Raw genomic sequence first — 5,211 nt, 5'->3', positions numbered from 1 at the left:
CCGCGCGCCGGGCCAGGGCCGCAGCGCCGTCGTCGACGGCCCGCGGCTGGAGGAGGCGCTCGGGAGGATCCGCGCGGAGCTCGAGCTGCCGGACGCCTTCCCGCCGGACGTGCTGGCCGCCGCGGAGCGGGCGGCCGCCGACCCCGACCTGCCGGCCACCGACTGGACGGACCTCCCGTTCCTGACGATCGACCCCCCGGGGTCCACGGACCTGGACCAGGCCCTGCACCTGGCGCGGCACGACGGCGGCTTCCGCGTGCACTACGCCATCGCGGACGTCCCGGCCTTCGTGCCTCCCGGCTCACCCGTGGACGCCGAGGCGCGCCGTCGCGGGCAGACGCTGTACAGCCCCGACGGGCGTGTGCCCCTGCACCCGCCCGTGATCAGCGAGGGGGCGGCGAGCCTCCTGCCCGGGAACACGGCACCGGCGTTCGTCTGGGTCCTGGACCTCGACGCCGAGGGCCGGACGACGACGGCACAGGTCGTCCGCGCCCTGGTGCGCAGCCGGACGCGCTACGACTACGAGCAGGTCCAGCGCGAGGTCGACGCCGGCACGGCGCCCGAGATGCTCCGGCTGCTGCGGGAGGTCGGCGAGCTGCGCGCCGCGCTCGAGCGCGAGCGCGGCGGTGCCACCCTGCCGCTGCCGGACCAGGAGGTGGTCGAGCACCCGGACGGCTACGTCCTGCGGCTGCGTCCACCGGTGGCCAGCGAGGACTGGAACGCCCAGATCTCGCTCATGACCGGCATGGCGGCCGCCGCGATGATGCTCGAGGGCGGCGTCGGCATCCTGCGCACCATGCCGGCGCCGGACGACCGGACCGTCGCCCGGTTCCGCCGTCAGGCCCTCGCCCTCGGGGTGCCGTGGCCCGAGGGCCTCGCCCACGGCGAGGTGCTCCGGGCCCTGGACCCCACCGACCCGCGCCAGCTCGCGCTCCTGCACGAGTCGACCGTCCTGTTCCGGGGCGCCGCGTACACGCCGTTCGACGAGGGCGTGCTGCCCGAGGTGCGCGAGCAGGCCGCCGTCGGCGCGCCGTACGCCCACGTCACCGCGCCGCTGCGCCGCCTCGTCGACCGGTTCGGCCTCGTCACGTGCGAGGCGCTCTGCCGCGGGGTCCCCGTGCCGGAGTGGGTCCGGGCGGCGCTGCCCACCCTGCCCGCACTCATGGCGGGCTCGGACCGCCTCGCCGGGACCCTCGAGCGGGCCGCCGTCGACGCGGCGGAGGCGTTCCTGCTCGCGGGCCGGGTCGGCGAGGAGCTCGACGCGGTGGTCGTGGACGTCGACGACGACGGCGCGGGGGCCCTCCTTCAGGTCCTCGACCCGCCCGTGCTCGCCCGCGCGACCGGGACCGGCCTCGAGTCGGGGGCGACCGTCCGGGCCCGGCTGGTGGAGGCGGACCCGGTGGAGCGCGTCGTCCGCTTCGAGGTGGTGCGCTGACCGGTCACAAGGCCCCGGGGCGCCGACCGGCCTACGCGAACCGGACAGCGCCTCAGTAGGGTCGGTGCCGTGACGACACCTCCCATCGACCCCACCTCGACCTCGGCCTGGGCTGCGCTCGATGCGCACCGGTCCGGCCTCGACCCCGACCTGCGCGGCTGGTTCGCCGCGGACCCGGAGCGGGCGTCCCGCCTGACCCGGACCGTCGCGGACCTGCACGTCGACCTGTCCAAGAACCTGGTGACCGACGAGACCCTGGCGCTGCTGGTGCGGCTCGCGGACGAGGTCGGGCTGCGCGACCGCATCGACGCGATGTTCCGTGGTGAGCGGATCAACGTCACGGAGAACCGCGCGGTGCTGCACACGGCCCTGCGGCGGCCGCCGGGCGCCGAGCCCCGGCTCGTCGTCGAGGGCCAGGACGTGGACGCCGACGTGCAGGCCGAGCTGGAGAAGATGTTCGCCTTCGCCGAGCGGGTCCGCTCGGGCGAGTGGACCGGTGTCACGGGCGAGCGGATCCGCACCGTCGTCAACATCGGCATCGGCGGCTCCGACCTCGGGCCGGTCATGGTCTACGAGGCGCTGCAGCCGTACGTGCAGGACGGCCTGACCCTGCGCTTCGTCTCCAACATCGACCCGACGGACGTGGCCGAGACGGTCGGCGACCTCGACCCCACCACCACGCTCTTCATCGTCGCCTCCAAGACCTTCGGGACGCTGGAGACCCTCACCAACGCGCGCCTGGCCCGCGACTGGCTGTGGGAGACGCTCCAGGCGGCAGGGGCGATCGACGGCTCCGAGGAGTCCCGTCAGGCTGCCGTGGCCCAGCACTTCGTCGCGGTCTCGACCGCCCTGGACAAGGTCGCGGCCTTCGGGATCGACCCGGCCAACGCCTTCGGCTTCTGGGACTGGGTCGGCGGCCGGTACTCGGTCGACTCGGTCATCGGCGCGTCGGTCGCGATCGCGATCGGCCCGGACGCCTTCCGGGACTTCCTCGCCGGCTTCCACGCGGTGGACGAGCACCTCCGCACCGCGCCGTTCGACCAGAACGTCCCGGCCCTCATGGGCCTGCTCAACGTCTGGTACGTCAACTTCTTCGACGCCCACACCCACGCCGTCCTGCCCTACGCCCAGCACCTGCACCGGTTCCCCGCGTACCTGCAGCAGCTGACGATGGAGTCCAACGGCAAGTCCGTGCGCTGGGACGGCACACCGGTCACGACGCAGACCGGCGAGGTCTTCTGGGGCGAGCCGGGCACCAACGGCCAGCACGCCTTCTACCAGCTCATCCACCAGGGCACCCGGCTCATCCCGGCCGACTTCATCGCCGTGGCCAACCCCGCGCACCCGCTGCGCGACGGCGAGACCGACGTTCACGCCCTGTTCCTCGCGAACTACTTCGCGCAGACCAAGGCCCTCGCGTTCGGCAAGACCGCCGAGGAGGTGCGCGCCGAGGGCACGGCGGAGGAGATCGTGCCCGCGCGCGTCTTCGAGGGGAACCGGCCGACGACGTCGATCCTGGCCCCTGCCCTGACGCCGTCCGTGGTCGGCCAGCTCATCGCGCTGTACGAGCACATCACCTTCGTCCAGGGCGTCGTCTGGGGCATCGACTCCTTCGACCAGTGGGGTGTCGAGCTGGGCAAGGTCCTCGCCACCCAGATCGCCCCCGCCGTCACCGGGGACGAGGACGCCCTGGCCGAGCAGGACCCGTCCACCCGCGCCCTCATCGCCTACTACCTGCAGCACCGCCGCTGAGCGGCCCCTGGACGGCCTCATGACGACGCCTGGGCGGCGTCACCCACCCGGGTGACGCCGCCCGCGCGTGGGGCCCGTCCGGCTCGAGGAGCCGGATCGCCGGGCGCTGCCTAGGGTCGACGCATGTTCTCCTGGCTCACGCGCTCGTCGTCCCGGGGGCCCCGCCCCGCACGCCCCGCGGCAGGAGCCTCCCCGCGGCCCGGTGCCTCGACGGCCGTCCGGGCCGGGTCCGCGGCCCCCGCAGCACCCGAGGGCGGGCGTCCGGCCGGCACCGAACGACGTCGTCGTTCGCCGTGGGACGACCTGCTCGGCCGGACCGCCCTGCGCTCCGGCCAGCTCCTCCTGGTCCTCCTCCTGGTCTCGGTCACCGTGTGGGGGCTGCGCCAGGTCTCGCTCCTGGTCATCCCGCTGCTCATCGCGACGATCATCGCGGCGGCCGTCGCGCCGGTCGTGCGATGGCTGCGCGGGCGCGGCGTGCACAGCACCCTGGCCACGTCGATCGCCATGGTCGTCGGGGTCGGCACCCTGGCCCTGGTGCTGTGGTTCGTGGGCCGGGCGGTCCGCAACGAGTGGGACGAGCTGCGCACCCGGGCCGTGGAGGGCTTCGACGAGCTCCAGCGGTGGCTCACGGAAGGCCCCCTGCAGCTCGACGACGGGCAGATCACCGCCGCGCGCGAGCAGCTGGGCGAGCTCGCGTCGAGCGACGCCGTCCAGTCCGGTGCCGTGGCCGGCGCGACCGCGCTCGCCGAGGTCGTCACCGGCACGGTCCTCGCGCTGGTCGTGCTCTTCTTCCTCCTGCGCGACCACCGCCGGATCTGGGAGTTCTTCCTGCGTCCGCTCGAGCCGGACGTCCGCCGCCGCGCGGACCGGATCGGCGTCAGCGCCGTCGACGTCCTCGGCGGCTACGTCCGCGGCATCTCGATCATCGCCCTGGTCGACGCCTTCTTCATCGGGCTGGCGCTCTTCATCCTCGGGGTCCCCCTCGCGCTGCCGCTGGCGGTCCTCGTCTTCCTCGGTGCGTTCATCCCCATCCTCGGTGCGACGCTGGCCGGCACGTTCGCGGCGCTCGTCGCCCTCGTGTCCGACGGGCCCGTGACCGCGCTCATCGTCATCGGTGTCGTCGTGGCCGTGAACCAGCTCGAGGGCAACTTCCTGGAGCCCGTCGTGCTCGGGCGCGCGCTGCACCTGCACCCGCTCGCGGTCCTGCTGGCCCTGACCGCCGGCACCATCCTGTCCGGCATCGTCGGGGCGCTGCTGGCCGTGCCGCTCGCCGCGGTGGCGTGGACGGTGGTCAGCGCCTGGAACGCGACGGACGGCGGCGAGGAGGACCACCCGGGGATCGAGGGGAGCCGCGACCGACAGTCCCGCATGGTCACCACGCCGCGCGGGGACCTCCGGAGCAGCCGCTGACCGACGACGACGCCGCCCGCCTACGCTGGGTGGGGGCAGGCCAGGGTCGTCGATACCCGCCCAGCGGGCAGGGCGTGGACGGGCTGGGCCGTGGGTGAGCAGGGCCGTGGGTGAGCAGGCTGGCAGGTCGGTGCCGGGCGTGGCGGGAGGCCGGATGGGCGAGGCGCAGGGAGCGGCGGCCACCGTCGGCCCGCGGGTCCGGGTCGACGCCTGGGCCTGGGCCGTGCGGCTGTTCCCGACACGGTCCGCCGCGGGGGCGGCCTGCCGGGCGGGTCACGTCCGGGTCAACGGGGACCGCGCCAAGCCCGCGACGCCGGTGGGCCCCGGGGACGAGGTCCGGATCCGGGTGGCCGGACGCGAACGGCTCGTCGAGGTGCGCCGGACCCTGGTCAAGCGCGTCGGCGCTGCCGTCGCGGTGGAGTGCTACGTGGACAACACCCCGCCGGAGCCCCCGCGCGAGGAGATCGCGCTGCTGCCGCGGCGCGAGCGCGGCGCCGGGCGGCCGACCAAGCGCGACCGCCGCGAGATCGAGCGGCTCCGCGGGTACTGAGGGCGGCGGGGCACTGAGCGGCACTGAGCGCGTGCCGCAGGCTGAGCGCCTGCCGCCGGGCTGA

4 protein-coding genes are annotated in these 5,211 nt (G+C 74.9%); all 4 read left to right on the top strand.

All coding sequences use genetic code 11. The features are described 5' to 3' along the window. Positions 1-46 precede the first annotated feature (46 nt). The 4 genes from N866_RS16135 (at position 47) to N866_RS16120 (ending at position 5,147) form a co-directional block, all read left to right on the top strand. Positions 47-1,435, top strand: a complete 1,389-nt coding sequence (locus N866_RS16135) for an RNB domain-containing ribonuclease (protein ID WP_034228250.1) — start codon at positions 47-49, stop codon at positions 1,433-1,435. 69 nt (positions 1,436-1,504) lie between these two features. Next, the gene (gene pgi / locus N866_RS16130; protein WP_034228245.1) at positions 1,505-3,187 is read left to right on the top strand and encodes a glucose-6-phosphate isomerase; all 1,683 of its coding nucleotides are present in this window, start codon (positions 1,505-1,507) and stop codon (positions 3,185-3,187) included. 123 nt (positions 3,188-3,310) lie between these two features. Continuing rightward, a complete protein-coding gene (locus tag N866_RS16125) occupies positions 3,311-4,597 on the top strand; it encodes an AI-2E family transporter (protein WP_081802737.1) in 1,287 nt (428 codons plus the stop codon). Positions 4,598-4,751: 154 nt separating this feature from the next. Beyond that, positions 4,752-5,147, top strand: a complete 396-nt coding sequence (locus tag N866_RS16120) for an RNA-binding S4 domain-containing protein (RefSeq protein ID WP_052023158.1) — start codon at positions 4,752-4,754, stop codon at positions 5,145-5,147. The last annotated feature ends 64 nt before the right edge of the window (positions 5,148-5,211 follow it).

Source organism: Actinotalea ferrariae CF5-4 (assembly GCF_000603945.1).
Classification (GTDB): Bacteria; Actinomycetota; Actinomycetes; order Actinomycetales; family Cellulomonadaceae; genus Actinotalea; species Actinotalea ferrariae.
This window is presented reverse-complemented; position numbering and strand designations above follow the sequence as displayed.

Excerpts from the sequence above, each read along its gene's own strand:
- N866_RS16125 (WP_081802737.1), top strand. The coding sequence starts at position 3,311 with ATGTTCTCCTGGCTCACGCGCTCGTCGTCCCGGGGGCCCCGCCCCGCA.
- N866_RS16120 (WP_052023158.1), top strand. The coding sequence starts at position 4,752 with ATGGGCGAGGCGCAGGGAGCGGCGGCCACCGTCGGCCCGCGGGTCCGG.